The sequence below is a fragment of the Arthrobacter sp. Sr33 genome (assembly GCF_054511195.1).
This window is the reverse complement of record NZ_JBTNDD010000014.1, coordinates 1-20,131: the sequence shown is the minus strand read 5'-3', so window position 1 is coordinate 20,131 and position 20,131 is coordinate 1. Positions and strand designations below refer to the sequence as shown.

20 protein-coding genes and 2 riboswitches are annotated in these 20,131 nt (G+C 60.4%); of the genes, 9 read left to right on the top strand and 11 right to left on the bottom strand.

Annotated features, from left to right (window positions below):
* Positions 1 to 36 precede the first annotated feature (36 nt).
* Complete coding sequence (locus tag ACX80T_RS15370; RefSeq protein ID WP_024476420.1) at positions 37 to 1,338, bottom strand: MFS transporter; 1,302 nt, start codon at positions 1,336 to 1,338, stop codon at positions 37 to 39.
* A 90-nt stretch (positions 1,339 to 1,428) separates the two neighbouring features.
* Positions 1,429 to 2,838 carry an MBL fold metallo-hydrolase gene (locus tag ACX80T_RS15365; RefSeq protein ID WP_024476419.1) on the bottom strand — a complete coding sequence of 470 codons (1,410 nt, stop codon included), beginning with the start codon at positions 2,836 to 2,838 and terminating at the stop codon, positions 1,429 to 1,431.
* A 352-nt stretch (positions 2,839 to 3,190) separates the two neighbouring features.
* Between ACX80T_RS15365 and ACX80T_RS15360 the strand changes: the two genes are divergently transcribed.
* Together ACX80T_RS15360 and ACX80T_RS15355 are read left to right on the top strand one after the other, a co-directional pair.
* Positions 3,191 to 3,541, top strand: a complete 351-nt coding sequence (locus ACX80T_RS15360; protein ID WP_035747635.1) for a DsrE family protein — start codon at positions 3,191 to 3,193, stop codon at positions 3,539 to 3,541.
* A 340-nt stretch (positions 3,542 to 3,881) separates the two neighbouring features.
* The gene (locus tag ACX80T_RS15355) at positions 3,882 to 4,616 is read left to right on the top strand and encodes a GntR family transcriptional regulator (RefSeq protein ID WP_024476417.1); all 735 of its coding nucleotides are present in this window, start codon (positions 3,882 to 3,884) and stop codon (positions 4,614 to 4,616) included.
* 25 nt (positions 4,617 to 4,641) lie between these two features.
* On the opposite strand, the gene ACX80T_RS15350 is transcribed toward ACX80T_RS15355, so the two are convergent.
* The 6 genes from ACX80T_RS15350 to ACX80T_RS15325 form a co-directional block, all read right to left on the bottom strand.
* Entirely contained in the window at positions 4,642 to 5,127 is a 486-nt protein-coding gene (locus tag ACX80T_RS15350; RefSeq protein WP_035747631.1) for a hypothetical protein, read from the bottom strand.
* Positions 5,124 to 5,987 carry a cytochrome c biogenesis CcdA family protein gene (locus ACX80T_RS15345; RefSeq protein ID WP_024476416.1) on the bottom strand — a complete coding sequence of 288 codons (864 nt, stop codon included), beginning with the start codon at positions 5,985 to 5,987 and terminating at the stop codon, positions 5,124 to 5,126. Before ACX80T_RS15345 ends, ACX80T_RS15350 begins: the two co-directional genes overlap by 4 nt.
* Positions 5,987 to 6,727, bottom strand: coding sequence for a DsbA family protein (locus ACX80T_RS15340; RefSeq protein ID WP_024476415.1), 741 nt, complete (start codon positions 6,725 to 6,727; stop codon positions 5,987 to 5,989). The genes ACX80T_RS15345 and ACX80T_RS15340 overlap by 1 nt, the downstream gene beginning before the upstream one ends.
* Positions 6,728 to 6,956: 229 nt before the next feature.
* Positions 6,957 to 7,361 (bottom strand): NlpC/P60 family protein, encoded by a 405-nt coding sequence (locus tag ACX80T_RS15335; protein ID WP_243400659.1) that lies wholly within the window; start codon positions 7,359 to 7,361, stop codon positions 6,957 to 6,959.
* 509 nt (positions 7,362 to 7,870) lie between these two features.
* A riboswitch (cyclic di-AMP (ydaO/yuaA leader) is annotated at positions 7,871 to 8,047 on the bottom strand.
* 189 nt (positions 8,048 to 8,236) lie between these two features.
* Entirely contained in the window at positions 8,237 to 9,901 is a 1,665-nt protein-coding gene (locus ACX80T_RS15330) for a sodium:solute symporter family protein (protein WP_459304874.1), read from the bottom strand.
* The gene (locus ACX80T_RS15325) at positions 9,874 to 10,281 is read right to left on the bottom strand and encodes an OsmC family protein (RefSeq protein WP_225668350.1); all 408 of its coding nucleotides are present in this window, start codon (positions 10,279 to 10,281) and stop codon (positions 9,874 to 9,876) included. The genes ACX80T_RS15330 and ACX80T_RS15325 overlap by 28 nt, the downstream gene beginning before the upstream one ends.
* 104 nt (positions 10,282 to 10,385) lie before the next feature.
* A riboswitch (SAM riboswitch) is annotated at positions 10,386 to 10,484 on the bottom strand.
* A 512-nt stretch (positions 10,485 to 10,996) separates the two neighbouring features.
* Between ACX80T_RS15325 and ACX80T_RS15320 the strand changes: the two genes are divergently transcribed.
* The 3 genes from ACX80T_RS15320 (at position 10,997) to ACX80T_RS15310 (ending at position 14,751) form a co-directional block, all read left to right on the top strand.
* Positions 10,997 to 12,199, top strand: coding sequence for an IS110 family RNA-guided transposase (locus ACX80T_RS15320; protein WP_035748384.1), 1,203 nt, complete (start codon positions 10,997 to 10,999; stop codon positions 12,197 to 12,199).
* A 362-nt stretch (positions 12,200 to 12,561) separates the two neighbouring features.
* Entirely contained in the window at positions 12,562 to 12,990 is a 429-nt protein-coding gene (locus ACX80T_RS15315) for a hypothetical protein (RefSeq protein WP_024477293.1), read from the top strand.
* A gap of 339 nt (positions 12,991 to 13,329) precedes the next feature.
* A complete protein-coding gene (locus tag ACX80T_RS15310) occupies positions 13,330 to 14,751 on the top strand; it encodes a ParB/RepB/Spo0J family partition protein (RefSeq protein WP_459304873.1) in 1,422 nt (473 codons plus the stop codon).
* 208 nt (positions 14,752 to 14,959) lie between these two features.
* On the opposite strand, the gene ACX80T_RS15305 is transcribed toward ACX80T_RS15310, so the two are convergent.
* Positions 14,960 to 15,154, bottom strand: coding sequence for a hypothetical protein (locus ACX80T_RS15305; RefSeq protein WP_019481133.1), 195 nt, complete (start codon positions 15,152 to 15,154; stop codon positions 14,960 to 14,962).
* Positions 15,155 to 15,306: 152 nt separating this feature from the next.
* On the opposite strand from ACX80T_RS15305, the gene ACX80T_RS15300 reads away from it, so the two are divergent.
* From ACX80T_RS15300 to ACX80T_RS15290, 3 genes are all read left to right on the top strand, one after another.
* The gene (locus ACX80T_RS15300) at positions 15,307 to 15,444 is read left to right on the top strand and encodes a hypothetical protein (RefSeq protein ID WP_162148018.1); all 138 of its coding nucleotides are present in this window, start codon (positions 15,307 to 15,309) and stop codon (positions 15,442 to 15,444) included.
* A 59-nt stretch (positions 15,445 to 15,503) separates the two neighbouring features.
* Positions 15,504 to 16,706, top strand: coding sequence for an IS110 family RNA-guided transposase (locus ACX80T_RS15295; RefSeq protein WP_459304872.1), 1,203 nt, complete (start codon positions 15,504 to 15,506; stop codon positions 16,704 to 16,706).
* A 133-nt stretch (positions 16,707 to 16,839) separates the two neighbouring features.
* Entirely contained in the window at positions 16,840 to 17,193 is a 354-nt protein-coding gene (locus ACX80T_RS15290; protein WP_024475961.1) for a helix-turn-helix transcriptional regulator, read from the top strand.
* Here the strand turns inward: ACX80T_RS15290 and ACX80T_RS15285 are convergent.
* Together ACX80T_RS15285 and ACX80T_RS15280 are read right to left on the bottom strand one after the other, a co-directional pair.
* Positions 17,190 to 17,492: a P-II family nitrogen regulator gene (locus ACX80T_RS15285; protein ID WP_019481131.1), complete on the bottom strand. Its 303-nt coding sequence runs from the start codon at positions 17,490 to 17,492 to the stop codon at positions 17,190 to 17,192. The genes ACX80T_RS15290 and ACX80T_RS15285 overlap by 4 nt on opposite strands.
* Before the next feature lie 4 nt (positions 17,493 to 17,496).
* Positions 17,497 to 18,441 carry a sodium-dependent bicarbonate transport family permease gene (locus tag ACX80T_RS15280; RefSeq protein ID WP_019481130.1) on the bottom strand — a complete coding sequence of 315 codons (945 nt, stop codon included), beginning with the start codon at positions 18,439 to 18,441 and terminating at the stop codon, positions 17,497 to 17,499.
* A 259-nt stretch (positions 18,442 to 18,700) separates the two neighbouring features.
* Here ACX80T_RS15280 and ACX80T_RS15275 point away from each other — a divergent pair, with 259 nt between their 5' ends.
* Positions 18,701 to 19,576: a DUF6671 family protein gene (locus ACX80T_RS15275; RefSeq protein WP_051317608.1), complete on the top strand. Its 876-nt coding sequence runs from the start codon at positions 18,701 to 18,703 to the stop codon at positions 19,574 to 19,576.
* Positions 19,577 to 20,131: the final 555 nt, after the last annotated feature.

Here is a 20,131-nt window from a genome sequence, read left to right as displayed (position 1 = left end):
GTAGCGGGCCATCGAATGCGGTGGCTAACGCGGTGACTATGGGGCTGTCGGGTGGGTTTCATACATGCGGGTAGCAACGATGAGCGCCGAGATGGCGCTCAGGGCCGCGGCGGCCCATACCGCTGCGTGCAGACCGGCGGCGTCTGCTACTACTCCGCCGACAACGGCACCAAAGGCATACCCGAGGTCCCGCCAAAGCCTGTAGATCCCGACCGCGCGCCCCCTCCAAGCCGGTTCTGCGACGTCGCCGATGGCTGCCAGTAATGTCGGATACACCATAGCGGTGCCCGCTCCCAGCAGCACGGTTCCAGCAGCCCAGCCCGGGAACGTATCGGCGAGGGCGATGACAGCCAGCGCTGCGGCCTGGAGGACCATGCCCGCGGTGATGAGGCGCTTACGCCCGTAGCGGTCTGAGAGTGCCCCGGTCACTAACTGGCCGGCGCCCCAGACGCCGGGGTAGAGGGCAAAGAGCAGCCCAATCTGGCCCAGCGACAGATCAGCTGTTGCGAACAGAAGGGGAAATAGGCCCCAGGCCAGGCCGAAATTGAGGTTGTTGACGAGTCCGGCTTGGCTCGCCGACGCCAGGGCAGGTTCGCGCCAGGTACTGAGGGCAAAAACCTCCCGACTGCTCAGTGCCTTTCGACTGCTCGGTGCTTCCCGACTGCTGGGTCCGGTAGCCGCGCGCGGCGGTCTCAGGTGCGATGTTCGGTGGTGTTGTTCCAGAGCGGCGTGGCCGCGGGTTTCGCGTACCAGCAGCGTCGAGAGCGTCAGACCCAGGGCAATATAGGCTGCTCCGAGCAGGAACGGCGCCGGCCGCAGACCATGCGAGGCGGCGAGCTGGCCGGCCAACAGGGACGTGATGGCGACAGCACCGTAGCCGGCGGCCTCGTTTAGCCCCATGGCGAGCCCGCGTTTGTCCGGGCCGACCAGGTCTATCTTCATCACGACTGTTGTTGACCAGGTCAGACCTTGGTTGATGCCGAGTAGGACGTTCGCCGCGACCACCCACCCCCAGTCCGGGGCGAAAATCAGCATCAGCGGGACCGGTATGGCGAAGAGCCAGCCAAGGAGGAGGACGGGTTTGCGTCCAAACCGGTCGACCATGATCCCGGCGGCGTAGTTGCTGGCTGCCTTGGTAATCCCGAAGGCGGCGATGTAAGTGAAAATGACGGTATAGCCGGTCAGGCCGAAGGTTTCGGTGGCCAGCATCGGCAGCACGGTCTGCTGTTGGCCGACTACGCCTCCGACCAGGGCGTTCACCGCTACCAGCAAACTGAACTGCGCTGCGTTGGCCCTCAGCCCGAGTCTGGCCGTAGATGATGCGGAATGGTGGGTCATGAGGTTCTCCAGGGATCGTCGCGTTGCAGTCATGGCAATGGCCCGCCCCAAAGGGCGGGCCATTGCGTGTCGGCGGAGTCAGTCAGGTGCTCAGCTGACGGGGGCTGATTCCTGGGAGGCGTTCCACGCTGCCCAGCCTGCGTAGCTGCCGTCGAGCTCAACGACGTCGTAGCCTGCCCGGCGCAGGGCGCTGGCCGCAACGGAGTTCCGGACCCCGCTCTGGCAGTAGGTCACGATCGTTCCCTCGGAAGGGAGCTGGTCCTGGTGCCAAAGCACCCGGCCAGCGCTGAGCTGCTGGGAGCCAGGGATACTGCCAGCGGCGTGCTCGGTCTTGTTCCGCACATCGAGGAGCAATGCTGCCTCGAAGTTCTCAAGGTCGCCGGGGGCGAGTACCGCCGGTGTGGTGACCCGTAATCCGTCCAGGTTCGTGGTGAAGCCGGTCACGTTGTCGATGCCGACCCGAACCAGGTGGTCCCACATGTCCTGCGCTGCGTCCTGATCCGGTGCCAGCAGGACCAACGGTCGGCTGTCGGTTTCCGGGTCGTAGGCCCAGGCGCCGAAGCTTGCCATTTTGGTGCCTGCGGGGATGTTCAGGGCGCCTGTCACCGTTCCCCGGTGCACCTGGTCGTTTGATCGGGTGTCGACGAACGTCACGCGGTCCTCGGCGAGGTCACCGGCAAGTGCCGCGTTATCCAGTTGTGGCAGCTCCCCCCGTGAGCCCATCACATCCGGGCCCAGGCGGTTCTGCCGTTTCATGCGTCCGAAGTAGGCGTGGGCATCGGGCTGGCCGTCGAGCAGTTCACGGACAAAACCTTCCTCGTCATTGGCTGCGAGGTATGGTCCCCACCAGGCGTAGAGGCGCTCATAGCCGACCGTTGTGGATGGAAGCGCGCCCAGAGCTTTACCGCAGGCGCTGCCCGAACCGTGGCCCGGGAATACCTGCACGTGGTCGGGGAGGGTCAGGAACTTCTCACGGAGGCTGGTGAAAAGCTGTTTCGCGCCGACGAAGCGGGTATCCATCCCGCCGGCAGCCTCATCCAAAAGGTCAGGGCGGCCAAGATCGCCCGAAAAGACGAAGTCCCCCGAGAGGAGGTAGCCGGGCTGGTCGCTGAACGCGCCGTCGGTAATCAGGAAAGTCAGGTGTTCCGGGGTGTGGCCGGGAGTATGCACGGCCTTGATGGTGATGTTCCCCGAGGTGATGGTGCTGCCGTCGTAGAGCCGCTCGGCGTCGAAACCGTACTGCCAGTCGTCTCCGCCCTCACCGGAGACGTACATGTCGGCCCCGGTTGCCTCGGCCAGTTCCCGCGTCCCCGAAAGGTAGTCGGCGTGGATGTGCGTCTCGGTCACCGCGACGATCTTCATCCCATTGGCCGCGGCCAGTTGCTGGTACGGAGTAATGTCACGACGGGCATCAACCACCACTGCCTCACCCTTGGCCTGGCAGCCAATGAAGTAGCTCGCCTGGGCCAGGTCCTGATCATAAATACGCTCGAGAAGCATAATCGTCCTTCCGATAGCTATTGGATACCCTTGGGGGTATCTCCTGGTACCCAGCGTAGTACCCCAGGGGGTATCTATGCAACCATCAACGGTGCCAGTGGCGTATACCCATGGGGGTATAATAGAGAACCTGAAAGTACTACTGGGAAGGAAGCATGATGTGCCGGACAACAACCTGCCTGTACTGCCGCAAGACCACCTGGAGTGGATGCGGGAACCACGTTGATCAGGTGATGCGACGTGTACCGAACAATGAGCGGTGCACCTGCGCTACGGTCAGCCAGCGCACCACCACCCGGGACAAAAGTTCCGGAGCTACAGGCTGGCTCAACCGGCTGTTCGGTCGTTCGGCATGAACCAGATCCCTGGGACCAAGGTGCTGGTTCTGCATCTGGCCGGGCCGGGCCACGCCCCTTTCCCAGACCTTGCCGCAGCTATCCGCGTCGCCCGCAACGCCGCAGCGGAATTACCCGACGTGGCAGTCGAGATCCTCGTCCAGGGCCCTAGCGTCAATCAACTCATCGCAACGGAAGCAATCGCTGACATCTCGGGTTCTTCGATATCGGTCTACGCTTGCGGGAACAGCCTCCACTCGGCAAAGATCGACCCTTCCACCCTTGCTTCAGAGGTGAAGGTTACGCCCGCAGCCGTTGCCCACATCGCTCGACGTCAGTTCAACGGCGCCGCATATATGCGGTTGTGACGACAAGCCTAGACAAACCTAGACAGACGATTACCTCTCTGGTGCGAAGCTGATACGCCAGGTCGCAGCTCTGTGGCTGCTTGTTCAGCAGCGTATTCGAAGCTCCGGTTGGTGTCGCTGACAGGCCTGGAATGAGAGGCGGAGGAGACAATGAGTGTTGAATTACTCAGTAGTTTTCGTTCCGTAGGTTGCAGCCGGCAATCAGGTGAAGCCTTGACCACTTCGGTGGCGCTGTAAAACGCTACCGCGTAGCTTGGAACAAGGTTGGCGGTCTTTATGGGATGTGTCTGTGGGATCGCTGCTATTCCAACATTCCAGGAAGGTGCGTGCCGTGGCGGTGATGGTTGAGGAAGGGGGAGCGGCGGTTCCGTTATGGAAACGTGTGAGTGCTGAATTATTGAAAGAGCTGCAGAGCGGAGCTTTTGATACTCGGTTTCCGGGCGAACTCGAGTTGGCGCAGCGTTATGGGGTGAGCAGGGGAACGATAAGGGCGGCTTTGAAGCCTTTGCGGGATGGAGGACGTGTCGAAGCTCATCCTGGGAAAAAGTCCCGGGTGCAGGCGGGAGGCAGCACGGCGTTTGGACCGTTGTACAGTCTGCTTGCCTCGGTAAGGGATTCAGGGATGGCACACCGTAGTGTCGTGCTGGAACAGGAAGTGACGAAGAATCCGGCCTCGGCGGCGCTGCTCTCCTTGGAGGCGGACGCCGATCTTTTTCATCTCAGGCGTGTGCGCTTTGCCGACGAGGAACCGATTGCATTGGATGAGGTGTGGATGCCAGTTTCCATCGCAGGCATCCTGATTGATTCAGATTTCACCCAGACGTCTTTGTACGGTGAGCTTGAGAAGCGTTGTGGAATGGTCCTCAACGGCGGCACCGAGCGGCTTTCAGCGGTCCTTGCCGGGCCGGAGCATTCAACGCTCCTGCAATGCACCGCGGGTTCGCCGTTGCTGTTGATCGAGCGTACCGGTTGTCATCGGGCGCAATCCGTGGAATTCCGACGAACCTATGTGGTGGGCGACCGTGTGGAGATCTCGACCAACTTCGGATGCAAAGCGGATCCGCCAACCGCTTGATCCGATGATGCTAACCAGGTCTCGTTCAGACCGGACAACGGTCTTCATACATCGTGCGCCGGTAAAAGGCCCAGGCGAGAAGACCGATGGCGAGTGCTGCGAGAAATGGTTGAATGGGCTCGAAGTACTGCATGGCCCCCGAAGTTCCCAAGGCGAGCAATACTATTTTGTTGCACACTGGGCAGCCGACAGCGAAGAACGTCACGATGGCCCCCGCAATTCCTGAGCGGGTACGCGGCGCGGAATCCTCCACTCGGTCCTGCGCTATGTAAGTGCCGAGGACTAGGCCGCTGAGCGCGGAGGAGATGATTAGCGCTGGCACCGACCACCAGGTGGGAGGCACTTCGCGGCTGAATAGCGGGGTGTCGATGAGATCGGTAGGAATGGCCACGATCAGGAAGGTCATGACCATTCCGACTGTCACCGCGATCCACCGGCGTGAGGGCCATTGACGCAGCGCAGCCAACAGAGTGGATCGTTGGGTGGTGGGGTTCGCTAGGGGGGTAGTCATGAGGTCTCCTTTGACACTTGATCCGGTGACGCTGTGAACGATGCGCCGGATGAACTATGGCGGCGTCGGTGTAGGTAGATGGCACCGGTTATGGCCAGGAGTATGAGAATTATCAGCAGGACAGCAACGTCGGGGATGGATTTCGCGAAGCTGCGTGCTGCGTTTTCGACGGCGAACTGGTCAGTCACGGAGAGGATACCGCCCAGGCTTGCTGTTCCATCGGTGGCGAGGAGGAAGAGCCCGATGCCGATTGAGAGGGTGCCCGAGACCACCATCACCCAGGAATTGGACCACCGTCCGATCGTGATCGGACGGGGTCGGAGCCAGCGGCGTCCTGAAACTCCAAGGCGATCCCACAGTGCCGCGAGGAAGAACAGAGGAACGGCCATCCCTAGGGCATAGATGGCTAGCAGTATTCCGCCGTAGACGGCGTTGCTTCCCGCTGCGGCGACAGTGAGGATTGATCCGAGGATGGGGCCGGTACAGGCTCCTGCGACTCCGTACGCCAGTCCAAGAACGAAGATTGAACTGCCGGAACCACGGGTCGCGGATCTGGGGCGTACGAACGCTGGTAGACGAACACCGAGGATCTGCAGGAGCCCTAGAGAGATCATGAGGGCGGCAGCGAACCCGATGAGGAGGTGGCGGTCAGTGGTGGCGAGGGAGCCTAAGGTGCCGGCAAAAACCCCCAAGGGGACCAACGTGCACAGTAGTCCCGCGTAGAAGAGCATAGTCCGGCCCACCAGTTGTCGCTTTGTGCTGAAGGCATACGCGAAGAATGCTGGCAGCAACAAAGCCGAGCATGGGCTGAGGAGGGTAAGTAGACCGCCGAGGAACGCCCCACTGTATCCGATTACCATTACCGTGAACTTGTCTCTGCAAGCACAGCATCAATGGTTTGTTCAAACACTTCTAGAGGTTGGGCACCGGAGATGGGGATGTCATTCACCAGAAATAGTGGGGTACCGGTAGCTCCGAGGGCCGCGGCTTCTTCAGCGTCGGCCTGAACGGCCTGCTCGAGAGCCTCGGAGTCCAGATCCGCTGTGAACGCCGCGAGATCTGCAACCCCCACTTCTTCTGCAATGCGGATCAGTTCCTCGCGTGGCAGGCTGATATGGCCTCGTTCGGGCGCCGCCGCGAAAACCGCTTCGTTGAACTCCCAGAATTTGTCCTGCTCTCCGGCCGCACGGCCGGCCACAGCAGCATCGTGTGACTCAGCCCCGAAAACTGGGAGATCCCGCCACTCGATGCGGAGTTCTCCGCTAGCAACGTACTCATCGACCAGCGCTGGCAGTGTCTCGCGCGAGAAGACCCCACAGAACGGGCACCTGTAGTCGGCGTACTCGACCAGGACAACGGGGGCATCGATCGCGCCGAGGGCTAGAGGGTCATCGGCGATACGCCGCGATAGATCAAATACTTCGTCCTCTTGGCCAGAGGGTTCTTCTGTTACAACCACCCCTGATCCTTCCGCGGCGGGGGAGGAGGCGCGCTGGGAAGCGATCAGCCCAATAACGAGGATGAGCGCGCCAACGAGCAGGGCTGCGATGAGGGTGGCAGTACGAACACCCGAGATTCGTTGGTTAGATTCTTGTGGCATCTACTACTCCTGGCGTGATGCGCTGAGGGGAAGGCGCAAGGGTGGAACGTAAGAGACGACGAAGTACCACCTGGTGCGGCCTACGTGTACGAGGTTTGCGCCGTCCTTGTTTGCTCATAGACGGCCTTCTTGCGTAGATTTCCCCGGACACCAGATCTTGACCTTCGGATCTGGTGTCCGGGGAGCCCCGAGATTGCTGGATCTGAGCCCAGTCAGCCGATCTGGATGCTTAGCCGTTGACCCGGTAGTAGACGGGGCCGGAACCTACGTCGACTGATTCCTCTACCGTCTGGTTACCATTCCATCCGCTGTGGATGGCGCGGCCGTTACCGAGGTAGATGGCGTTGTGTGAAAAGCCCATCCCGCCGTCGGCGTAATAGACGAAGTCCCCGGGCTGGGGATCCGATACCGGAGTAGCGAAAGCCATCAAGGATTCAGGGGATTCATCTCCCACCCCCGTCACACCGGCGGCTCGCAAAGCACCTTCCCCCAAGACGGTGCAGTCCTGAATGGCACCCAACTGTGAACGAGCGAAGGCAAGAATCCGACCGTTGGCCGTGCCAGCTTCAGAAGCCGCAGCGGAATCCCAGATGTTGCCTGACTCGCTGCTCACCCGGTTACTCAGCGGGCTCACGGATGAGCTCTGAGTACTGAAGTTAAACTCAGAACTCGCGGGGGATGACGAGGCTACGGGGCGGGTCTCCAACGCTTCAGCATTCATTACACTGGATCCCCCGGACAGTAGAACGGTGTCGCCTGGGTAGATGATTGACGTGACGGTGAGCTGGTTCAGCGTCAAGAGGTCCTGTAGCCCGACCCCTGTTTGAGCGCTGATAGCGCCCAGGGTGTCGCCCGACCTAACGGTGTACGCCGTGCTTTGATCAACGTCGCCAGCGCCTGCGACGGGCACATCCGATGATGAAGCGGTTGCTGAGAGTGCTGAATCGGCGGCATCTTGTGATGGGTGAGCGATCGCGCTGGCATGGACGGGGCTTGCTAACGCCACCATCATCCCGGAAACAAGCGCAAGTGCTGCGACTTTCGACCCGCCCTGCGGTAAGGCGGTTCGCCCGCTATCGATGAGGATTGAGTGGATTTTCGTATCGGCGCGATGCCTAGCAGGCGCAGTATTTGATGACATGGATGAACTCTCCCTATACCTACGAGGTGAGCTGTCGGATTCGGATGGGAGACACCCGGCCGCACGAGGAAAACACCTGTGCGACTTCACCCCGAGGATTCTTTATAGAACCCACATTTGGTTTCCCCGCCCCTGCCTCTAGTTATCAGAAAGCCGAGGGTCTCCGGCAGGGTTCGGTAGAAGACCTCGACGAGCCCCACGATGAGTGCGGCCCACGGAATCAAACGTACCCGAAAAAGTTTAAATGTTCGAACATTTGAAACTGGGAGTTACCTGACCGAGATACGACGAACCTCTGACGTATTCATGAGTTCATGAGAGATTTGGGTAGTTCCGTCGAATGAATCAGCGGCAACTGCCCTACCCGGCTAGCGCGCCGATGCCCGGTGGTGAGAAGGGTCCGTTGTCCGTTGTTCAACATCGTCGTGTGGCTTTGTGCCTTCGGTGAGTAGGAAGGTCGCGGTGGCCGCACCAGCGGTTGCCGTGAAGAACATCAGCCCGGACAACCCCAAGGGATGCAGCGATCCCCAGAAGAATATTGTGATGAGATAAAGGATGGAGGCCGAGACGCCGGCCACCAGACCCCATTGCCTTCTTCCAGCATCCGTGGTGAGTCGCCAATGCGTTGAGGCGAGCGAAACACTGATCATGACTACGACATTGATCGTCATCCCGATCCATACCGGATGGATACCGAAGAGGAACTGCGACGGCGACCAACCACCGAAGTGATACCAACCCAGCCCTGTGCCGAATCCGGCGAGCATTGCCGCGTAGCTAGCGCGGCGGGTAGCCAATGGCCAGAACAATACGGCCAGCACCGGCGCAAGGGTGGCACCATTACGCAATGTCCAAGCGAGGACGTTCCACCAGGCGGCCTGTTCAGTGCGCAAGAAAGCGAACACAATCATCAGGACGGTCAACAGGACAAGCGACCACCGGGTGTACCGCACCAGGTCATCCTCGCTGGCGTTGGGACGCAGCGCCCGACCAACGTCACGTCCGAGGCTGGTTGCACCCGAAAACTGGCATGGGCCCGCCCAGCTCAGGGCGCAGGCCCACACTCCCAGGAAGAAGACACCAGCCAGCGGCGCGGGAACCACCTCAGCGATATAGAGCGATACCGCCACCAATCCCAGGTCCTGTGACGGAACGACAATCGCAGCAGCGGTACCCAGCAAAGCCCCAATGACGATGAACGGGATGCCGAGACCCGCAGCGTAGAGCATGCCCTTGCGGCCGTCTTCGGGTGTGCGGCAGGACATGGTCATCTGGAAGGCGGCCTGCGCCAGAAGAACATTGACAATGAAAGTACCGAACCAGGCGGCAATCAATGTCACTCCCGCCGAGGACATATCCAGCATCTCCGGCTGATCCACGGCAAGCTGGCGGATGCCATCGATGCCCGGATTGATAAAGAATGCGAGGATTCCAACGGCGAGCATGCCGATGAAAACCACACAGTTGGCGGTCTGGGTGAAGGCAACAGCTCGCATTCCGCCTGCGGAGAGGAACACAAGGAGCAACAACGCCGTCACGATGATGGCGGCGTGGATTGAAAGACCGGTGAGAGCGTGCAGCGCGGAGGCAAAAGCGATGGCCGTCGCCACTGACCACATGGGGAAGGTCAACGCCGTGATTGACCCTGCAATCGCCTGGGCTTTACGACCGAACCGCTCCCCGATCATTCCAGTCACCGTTACCACCAAGCGTTTGCGCAACGGCTTGACGAGAATCAGGGCGATAAGGAGAACCTGCACCGTTTCCGCCACTCCATACCAGATAGCTGATATCCCTGTTCGGTAGCTCAGCTCCATGATGGCGATATAGGAGGATCCTGAAAACAGGCCCGTAATACAAAACGCCACGGTCCACGGGCTGAAGGTCCGGCTACCGACGAAGAAGCCCTCCCCATGATCTGCCCGGTTACGAGCGGCCCGGCTCGTCAAAGCCAGAAGTAGCGTGTACCCGACGGCAAGGCCGAGCGTCCAAAGTCCCGCGCTGGTCATGCCTCCGCCCCGGAAATCAGCCATACGAGGTTAAAGTCAACACCTGCGTCTCGCACCAAGTTGATGGCCGGACACCGCTTTTCGACCTGCCGCTTGAAGGTATCCAACTCTGATTCTGGAACCGGCGTGCGCAGATTCACCGTCAACGCGAAATTCTTAAAATGAGGGGAGACGTCCGCCGTCCCCCGGAATCCCCGAACGTCCTGCTGAGCTTGGGAAGAGGTATCGATGGCTTCAACGACGATGCCCAGTTCCCGTGCCACGGTTTCGATAACTACGGTGACGCAGCCGTTGACCGCTCCAACCACATACTGCATGGGAGTTGGGGATTTGTCGTTCCCGCCCACAGCAACAGGCTCATCGGTCCGGAAGGTAAACCCTCGAGTTTCAACGAGGGTGGTCATTGAGCCTTCCCACCTGCCCGTGGCCCGGACACTTTTGAGCCACTGGCCAGGGTCCCGTTCAGCGCTTGCCTTATTAGCGGACGCGGTAGGTACAGTCATTTCACTCTCCATCGGTCTGGCGGTAGCACCTTATCGAAGCCTGAGGCTCCAATGGGTTGCTGCGGCGTCATCGATCCAGATCTCTCGGCCGCTCGGGATGGTCGTACACAACTAAAGCCGGTCCGGTTTGATTCACGCAACTTCCACAGTTGGAATTACGGCGTGTGACAAAGGAGTGCAGCCATGAAGTCGAAACGCTCCCAGGCGGCGTATCTACGCCACTACCTGCACGCACGCTAACTTACGCGCCAGATATCCCCGCAGAGCGAGCCTAGGACACAAGCCCACTAAACGGGCCTCACTACCGTTCGGGCTGACAGCCGGCGCTCCCGACCGGTCGTCGCCGGAAACCACTCTCTTTTTTGCTGCTGTCCTTATGTTGTTGAGCAGGTAGTTTGCAGGGCAGTTGTAGTGTCTTGGCTACCCAGGGGTGATGGGTATGGCTTTTGCTGCTGTGCCGGACGGTTGTCACGGCTTCGAAGGATTGGCCGCCTGTTGCTTCGACGATGGCCCGACCGCTGATTGAGAGACGCGACAAGAAGATGATCGCTGGATAAGGACACGACGGCGAGGTTATCTGCTGGGCTTCATATTCGAACGATGAAGGGAGAGCGCTTTGTCGCAACTGTGGGCCGGGATAGACGCCGGCAAAACCCATCACCACTGCGTGGTCATTGACGCTGAGGGAGCCCGTTTGTTCTCTCAGAGGGTGGCCAATGACGAGACAGATCTGCTGGATTTGATGGGAAGCGTCGCGGCGCTTGATAGTGGGGGAGAGGTGGTTTGGGCCGTGGATCTGAACCACGGTGGGGCTGCACTGCTGATCGCACTGCTTGTAGCCCATGACCAGCACGTGCTCTACATTCCAGGACGCACGGTACATCACGCTTCTAGGACTTACCGTGGGGACGGCAAGACCGATGCGAAGGATGCCGCGGTGATCGCTGACCAGGCCCGGATGCGTCGGGATCTGCAACCGGTTCGTACCGGGGATGACATCAGCGTGGATCTGCGGATCCTTACCGCCCGCCGCACGGACAAGGCCTGCGACCGCACTCGCGCGATCAACCGCTTGCGTGCACAGTTGTTGGAATACTTTCCCGCCCTCGAACAGGCCTTTGACTACAGCAGATCCAAGGCCGGGCTGTTGCTGCTCACGAGATACCAGACCCCCGATGCGCTGCGTCGGCTCGGACAGAAACGCCTTCACGCCTGGCTTAGTAGCCAGGGCGCCCGCAGCAGCGCCGATGTGTCAGAAAGGGCCGTAACGGCCGCGAAATCCCAGTACACCACCGTTGCCGCCCAGCGGATCGGTGCGCCGATGGTCGCCGAGCTCGCGCAGGAAGTCCTGGATATTCAGAACCAGATCGACGCCTTGGACACGCTGATAGCCGAGCGCTTCCGCGAACACCACCAGGCAGAGATCATGCTCAGCATGCCAGGCTTCGGACCCCTGCTCGGAGCGGAATTCCTTGGCGCTATAGGCGGTGATCTGTCCGTTTTCGAAAGCGTCGACCGGCTTGCCGGAGTCGCGGGTCTCGCGCCGGCGCCGAAAGATTCCGGTCGGATACGGGGCAACCACCACAGACCGAGGCGATATGACCGGCGTCTTCTTCGGGCCTGTTACATGGCGGCTATGTCGAGTCTGCGAAGTTCGACCGCGTCCAGGACTTACTACGACCGCAAACGTGCAGAAGGCAAGACTCACGTTCAGTCCGTGCTTTCCCTGGCCAGACGCCGGCTCAACGTCCTGTGGGCTATGCTCCGCGATGGAACCGCCTACGAGCCGCCAGGAAACCCCAGTCCGTCGCCCGCCTAGGAAACGCCGTCGCGGCCATGACAGAAACGTTTGGGGCGTTTCCCGGATCAGGAAGGTCCTCGCTGTCGCTCGGGCAGTAGAAGCATTGTCTTTCATTTTTTTGCTGCTGTCCGTTGGATTCTACGTGCCCGCTCCGGCTGTTCAACCGGCCTGTGGCCGGCGGCGCGGGCGTGACTCGCCTCGGCGCTCCTACGTCGCTTATTTCCTCACCAACTCCCGACCGCTTGCCCTAACAGGTTGGCACCGCCTCCGTCGGACACAGCTCCGCAAGCTCCGCCAGCAGGCAAAAAACATGGTGGGGAAGAGGGAACGGGTGCTGGTCACTGAACGTTTCCCGCCCTGTGAACTAGAGGAGCGACCGCATGAGCGTTGGAATAATGACCCGTACGAACACCACCGATACCGACGAAACCGTCACCGTCCCCGGACTTCCCGCCGATGATCGGATGGGGGATGGGTATGACTGGATGGAAACCCTCGAAGATTCCGGCTGGTCAGCCCTGCCGAACTGGGGATCTGAGGGATGGGATGCCGGAGCCTGGCCGCTGATCGTCTTCGCCGTGGCCCGCGCCCGCGACGATTCCGAGGAACTTTTCGGTTACGGAACCTACGTTGAGGGCGACACGCACGAGCACTGGTTCCGCAGTCAGGCCGCGTGCTTCGAAGCGCTCACGTCCGAAGTGTTCTTCCACTGGCTGATGGGACAGTCCGACGGCCCTAAGGTCCTGCCCGCAACGGCAGGCGAACTGCCGGACGCAGACCGCAGGCCATACCTGGGCTGGACGGGCTAGAGGCCCTCCGGTGTCCTGGCCCCGAGCGGGCCAGGACACCGGAGAAGCAACCCAAATAATTCGTTGACAACATCATTGAGATTCCTTCGGATCATACGTACCTGCTCCACAGCGTCAACCGGCTCCGCCGGCTACGCGCATACCAATCCTGTCCGGCGCTCCTACGTCGCTTATTTCCTCCCAGAATTGATCCACCCTTGCCCCTACGGCGTTGAGCACTGCTCCGTCAGGCACAGCTACGCAAGCTCCGCCAGCAGGCAAAACCAACGGGGGAGAGGAACCCACACTGCTGGTCACCACAGGTTCCCCACCCACCCTGCGAACTAGGAGCACACCGCTATGTCTGTTCTCGAAATGATCGACCCCACCACCTTGACCATCGACGCCAACGTCCGCGCCGACGTGCAGCTCGACAAAGCATTCCTGGCTTCCATCAAAGAACACGGAGTAATCCAGCCAGTCGTCGCCCACCGCACCGACAGCGGGGGAGTGCACGTCCTGTACGGACAGAGGCGCACCCTCGCCGCCGTAGAAGCGAAGCTCGACCTGATGCCCGTCTACGTAGTCGAAAGCCTCACAGAGGCCGACAGGTTAGCTAAGCAGGTCGTGGAAAACGACCAGCGCCAAGGACTCACCGACAACGACCGCGCCGAAGCGTTCCACCAGCTTTCCCTACTCGGAGTCTCAGCCACCCAGATCGCGAAAAAGACTGGCGCAAAAAAGACCACCGTGGACGCGGCACTGAAAGTCCGCGCCAATGACACCGCCAGCGCAGCACTCGCCCAAGGCATGACACTGGACATGGCCGCAGTGATCGAGGAATTCAGCGGCGACGCAGAAGCAATCACCAAACTCGAAACCACCGCCGCGCACAACCCGCAGAGCTTTGACCACACCGCCCAACGGCTCCGCGACGACCGCACCCGCGCCGCGCTCATGGCCGATGCAGCGGCCACCGTCACCGCCCAAGGACTGAAGATCGTTGACGAGGATCTGAACTACTACGACTACAAAGGCCCCATTGCGAATATCCGCGACCTGCGCACCATCGAAGGTGTTCCACTCACCGACGACGACGCAGACGCCGCGCACATCGGAATCAGCTACAACGGGGAAGTAAGCATCACGTTGGTCAATACCGACTGGAAAGCAGCAGGATTCACCAAACCCGGCGCCACCCGGACAGGGCCCATGACCGAGGACGAAAAAGCAGAACGCCGCCGCGTGATCGAAAACAATAAAGCATGGGACGCCGCCGAAACGGTCCGCGTGGACTTCCTCAAAACCCTGCTCAAAGGCAAAACAGCCCCGAAGAACGCTCTGCGGTTTATTGCCCAGTCAATGGGGAATCACTCCTACACCGTTGCGGATGGCCTCTCCAAGCACACCGGATTCGCCGCCGAACTACTCGGAGGTAAAGACGGTTACGGCGAGCTGGCGAAGATCACCGCCAAGCCCACCGGACGCCACGAAACCAACACCCTCGCCGTCATCCTCGCAGGATTTGAGAAGAGCCTCACCCGCCAGTCATGGCGCAACCCCACCAGCACTGCCAAGCACTACCTGACCCAGCTCACCACATGGGGGTACACCCTCAGTGAGGTGGAAACCATCATCACCAACCACGGAAACACAGAAACACAGGAATCCGTGAAGGCAGAAAACAGTGGAGTGCAGCAGCCGGGGGAGACGTTCGCGCAAGTACAGGCCGAAGAGGAAGAACTCACCGCCGAAGAAGCGGACTACGCCGACGAAGCCTAAACCGGGGGAGTAGCACCCCCGCCGGAAACCGGCGGGGTGCTGCCCGGCCCGGACGGAGCCGGCCCAGGCGAACAAATCAGCGGTGCTCGCTAGCTCGCACCGCAGAAACGGACCTCACTACCGTTCGGACAGCCAACCCTCTTTTTGCTCCGTGGGTGGCCGGGGAATCTCCGTCATTCAGGGCCACTGGTCGTAGCCGTCCGAGCCCTTATTTCTCTACAGAAGTGACGCGATTTTTGTCGTAGTAGCCGCAGAAACCGTCCTCCGGGAAGTGAATACCGACGCAATAGATTGCGCGCACGGATCCGAAGTTATGCCCACCGTTTACGATCTCGCCGATATCGTTCCGGCCCTCGACTTTGACGAGCTGACGGCCATTTTCTGGAGTCAAATAGTTTTTCATTCCATCAGTCTTGGTCACTTACCGGCTTGTGTGTGGGACCTCAAGCCCGCAATCGTGTGTCCGTCTTACGCAACGCGTCTGGCCGTGTAAAGACTTTTTTGCTGCTGTTCTTATGTTGTTACCGGGCTCAGTTCCGCGGTCATTGTAGGGTCGTGGCTACCCAGGGAGGCGGGTATGGCTTGGCTGCTGTGGACCGCACGCTTGCACGTGACGGCTCCGTAGGATTGGCCGCCCGCCACCCCGCGATGACCCGACCGCTGATTGAGAGACGCGACATGATCGCCGGATAAGGACACGACGGCGCGGTTATCTGCTGGGCTCTTCTCATCCAACAGACTGGAGGCTGTTCTTGGTGCAATTATGGGCCGGCATCGACGCCGGCAAAGCCCATCACCACTGCGTTGTGATCGATGGCGAGGGAAACAGGCTGCTCTCGCAGAAGGTTCTCAACGACGAAGCGGCGCTCATCCAACTTTTGGGCACGGTCCTGGACTTATCGGACGGTGGTCCTTTGGTGTGGGCGATGGACTTGAATCATGGCGGACCGGCGCTGCTCATCGCGTTGCTTGTTGGTCATGGTCAGAACCTTCTCTATATTCCTGGGCGGACGGTGCACCACGCCTCGAAGATTTATAGGGGTGACGGCAAGACAGATGCCAAGGATGCCGCTGTGATCGCCGACCAGGCCCGGATGCGGACTGACCTGCAGCCTTTGCGCGCCGGTGACGAGATCAGCGTCGGGTTGCGACTCCTAACGGCCCGGCGGGCTGACAAGTCGGCGGATCGGGTGAGGTCGATTAATCGACTCAAAGCTCAGCTCCTGGAGTATTTCCCCGCGCTGGAGCGGACCTTCGATTACAGCCGATCCAAAGCCGCGCTGATGTTGCTGACCAAGTACCGGACTCCGGATGGGATCCGCCGTGCCGGCCAGGCGCGAATCCAGGCGTGGTTGAAGAAACACGGTGCTCGTTCCTCGGCAGCGGTTGCTGCGGCTGCGGTAGAAGCCGCGAAGTCCCAGCAGACCGTCGTTCCTGCCCAACGCATCGGGGAGGTGATTGTCGCAGCCCTCGCCCGCGAAGTGGCAAGTTTGAACGAGGAACTGGAAGAACTGGATGCGCTGATCAGCGAGAAGGTTACTGAACACCGGCATACCGAGGTGCTGTTGAGCATGCCCGGCTTTGGCCCTGTCCTTGCCGCCGAATTCCTTGGTGCCACCGGCGGAGATATGACGGTTTTTCAGTCTGCGGACCGGTTCGCCGGTGTTGTTGGATTGGCGCCGGCGCCGAGGGACTCCGGAAGGATCAGCGGCAACCACCATCGGCCAAGACGATACGATCGCCGGCTGCTCCGCGTCTTCTTCCTCTCCGGGCTCTCGGCGCTTAAATCCTGCCCGGCCTCACGTGCCTATTACGACCGAAAACGGGTGGAAGGGAAATCTCACATCCAGGCCATGCTCTCGCTCGCCCGACGGCGGCTCAATGTCCTCTGGGCCATGCTCCGCGACGGCACTACTTACACCTTGGTATCGCTGGCACCACCACTTACAGCCTGATCTAGCCGTCTACGACCGGCGGCTTGGTAACGAGACGATTCCTGCGCCTGGCGATCATAAGCGTTGTGGGTGCTTGCTGTGGATTGGGACCGGCGGCGCTTTCGTCGTGCCCAGATCCGCTATTGTCCAAGGGGTGGCGACTGAAGATTTTGAAGCAAAGGAAAGCGAAGTGTCAGGCAGCGGCATCGGGTGGACGTTCCTGACTAACCACGCCCACGTACTGTTGACCATTGCCCGTGATCCGCAGATACGGCTACGTGACCTGGCTGCCACGGTGGGGGTCACGGAGCGTGCCGCCCAGAAGATTGCTGCTGACCTTGTCGAGGCCGGCTACATCACCAGGACACGGGCAGGCAGGCGAAACATCTATTCTGTGGTGTTCGGCCGCCCGTTCCGGCACCCTGTTGATGCCGGCCATCAGCTTGACGAACTCCTTGCTGTGCTCGTGCCTGAAAAGGGGCAGCCCGCGGAGGGCACGAAGGCCTAGAACTTGGCCGGCCGCAGGACCTCGACGTCGCTCAGAAACAGGATCATGGCGTAGTCCTCGTAGTAGTGCTCGCGAAGGTGTGCAGCAAGGCCTTCCGCTATCACGGCGTCGCAGACCACCTCGATACGGATATTGCTGTTCGCTTCCCAGCCTGCTCCGCGGACGCCCCGGCTGCCTTTCCCGCGCGCGTCGGTGATGGTGTATCCGTGGGCGTGGTGTTGCTCGATGTCGCGGACGAGGGTTGATTCGAGGACGGCCTCGGTGACGATGGTCAGGAGCTTGCGTCGGTGGCTTTCCATGGCTTTATCCCCTCGCGAAGGTATGGATCCAGATGGACAGGGCGTGGTAGAGCGGGATCCCCACCACCACGTTGAACGGGAAGGTGATCCCTAGGGATGCCGCCAGCGACAACGTGGGGTTGGCTTCCGGTACGGAAATGCGCATGGCCGCCGGCGCCGCGATGTAGGAGGCACTTGCCGCCAGTGTTGCCAGAATAGCTGTTCCGCCCACCGACAGTCCTAATGCCCAGCCCAGCCCTGCACCTATGACGGCTGAGAACAGCGGCATGATGATGGCAAAAGCCGCTAGGAACACGCCGTATTTGCGCAGGCCTCCGAGCTGCGTTGCTGTCAGCAGCCCCATTTCCAGCAGGAATAAGGCAAGGATCCCTTTGAACATGTCCACAAACAGGGGTTCGATGGAGGACAGGCCATCGGGTCCGGCGATCCAGCCGATGAACAGGCCACCCAGGAGCAGGACAATGCCTTTTCCGAGGAAGACCTCGTGAGCGACCGTTTTCCACCTGGTCTCCTTGGAGACTCCCCGCGCCAAAACTATGCCCACGATGATGGCTGGTACTTCCAGCATCACCAGAAGCAGCGGCATGTGCTCTTCGAAGACGACCTGTCGAGTGCCCAGGTAGGCGATGGCTACGGCGAAGGTACCTACACTGACGGAGCCATAGTGGGCGGCAATGGAGGCTGCGTCGGCACGTTTGAAGCGTCCGAGGTAGCGCAGCACCGGGAAGGCCAGAAGGGAAAGGAAGAATCCCATCGCCACTACGGCCAGGATCTGGGGTAGCAGTTCGCCAAAGGGCTGCTTGGCGAGTTCCACACCGCCCTTAAGGCCAATGGCCAGCAGCAGCACGATGGTGACGAACTCATAGATTGCCGCCGGAAGGCGCAGCTCCGACCGGAGCAGCCCGGCCAGCGCCCCAAGAATGAAGAAAAGGATGATGGGGTCTACCACATTAGGACTCTCTGATTATTTCCCGACGGAGTGAACAAGAGCAGTAATGAACCCTGCCGGGTCCCCTGGACTCACTGGCCGCAGATGCAAGCTCGTGCTGCCAGCATTTCACAAATCGCCGCATACATACGCATTGCAATTCATGAAACGTAATTCGTCTATTAGGATGTCTTCGAAGGTTTGGGGGACTGTCCCGGCCTCGGCACCTGGGATGAGGTGCCGGCCACTTCAGCCTCTGCTGCTCCATGAAAGGTGAGTTGTGACCAAGGCCGAATCTGATGATCCAATCCCGCATGCAATCTATGCCGGTGAACGCGTCGCTCTGCTGACCCAACATGGGAAGGAGCGGGTGCTAGGACCCGCGCTGGAGCATGCACTTGGGTGCCGGGTTGAACATGTCACGGGTTACGACACGGACTTGCTCGGTACTTTCACACATGACATTTCCCGCGCAGGAACACAATCGGAAACTGCCCGTAAGAAGGCATCGGTGGGCATGGAATTATCGGGCCTGTCGCTGGGTATCGCCAGCGAGGGTTCCTTTGGGCCGGATCCCTACATCGGCATGTTCCCGTGGAACATCGAACTAATCGTTTGGATGGACAACGAGCGCAATCTCGAGGTGGTGGGAATAGGCGAAGGGAAAACAAACTTCAATCACCTGCTCACCGGCGAGTGGGCGGCAGCCCAGGCGTTCGCCCGTGAAGTGCAGTTTCCTGGACACCATCTGGTCGTTCGCCCTGACGGCAAGGACGGAACGTACATCTGCAAGGGAATCGCGAGCTGGCAGGACCTGGAGCGCGCCTTTTCGAGAGCGTTGACTCGATCTTCAAACGGCTTGGTCTTAATCGAGACCGACATGCGTGCCAGCGCAAACCCAACACGCATGGAAGTAATCGGCCTCGCGGCCGAAGACCTTGCCCATAAGCTTCGCTCCTTGTGCCCAGCCTGCGGCACTCCAGGGTTCTGGCGAGTCGGCCGGGTACCGGGGCTCCAGTGCAGTGCATGCGGTACGCCGACCAGCGAGACGCGTGCTGAGACGTTTGGATGCCTCAAATGCCCTTACCACGACACCCGCGACATAGCCGATACAACGTCCGCACCCCCAAGTATTTGTAACTACTGCAACCCCTGACGTTTGCCCCTCCTTCTGCGCCGCCGCCCTACGTGTCAGGTCGGAAACCCTACAGGAGATCGCTTGATCCAGAGGGGGGGATCCCCACCCGTGATTCCAAAGCCCCATTGGTGGATCACCTCATTGTGACCGGGGCCCTAACCGACCCGCAGGAATCCGTTGACAACATCATAGAGATTCCTGCGGATTATGCGTCCCCGCTGCACCGCCCAACTCAGCTGCGCTGAGCGGGCCGGAACCAAACAATCTGATCGGCGCTCCGACGTCGCTTATTTCCTCCCAGATTTCCCGGCACACAGACCGCCCTACGGGTTGACCAGCCCAGAGGAGAACAGCTCCGCGATGCTTCGCCAGCAGGCAAAAACAATGGGGGAGGGGACCAACACCGCACACACTCAAAAGCCCCAAAATCCCCGGAAATAAGCGGATCTACCCTATTAAAGTGGCTCATCGTAATTGGGAGTGTAGGTAGGGTCTGAAGCCGCCTGATTCCAGGAGTGATCGAGCGATGTAGTTGGTGATGTTCCGGAATCCGAGGGCTGAGCCGCGGAGGTG